This is a genomic window from Psychrobacter sp. GW64-MNA-CIBAN-0177, assembly GCF_040309585.1.
GTDB classification, from domain to species: Bacteria; Pseudomonadota; Gammaproteobacteria; order Pseudomonadales; family Moraxellaceae; genus Psychrobacter; species Psychrobacter okhotskensis.
In genome coordinates, this window is record NZ_JBEOOY010000546.1 from 1 (window position 1) to 242 (window position 242).

The 242-nt window shown below is 40.1% G+C and carries 1 protein-coding gene; it reads right to left on the bottom strand.

Translation table 11 applies throughout. From position 1 onward, the window contains the following. Nucleotides 1-242 (bottom strand): DUF444 family protein (locus AAEY79_RS16160; protein ID WP_352289738.1); only part of this gene is annotated, 242 nt, incomplete at both ends.

The window sequence follows — 242 nt, forward strand, 5'->3', positions numbered from 1 at the left end:
GAAATAGATACAATAGAATATAAAAACGTTTAGCCATATCTTTGGTAGCTTGATCCATCGAACCTGACACATCCATTAAACAAAACATCACCGCTTGACTAGAAGGGACTTCGCGTTTCGCATAGTTGTTATAGCGTAAATCAAAGGTATCGATAAATGGTACTTTAGCGATTTGCTGCTTGAGCACTGTTATTTGCTCTTTGATGGCTATAATCCGCTCGGCTTGAGCGCCAGGAGTATCT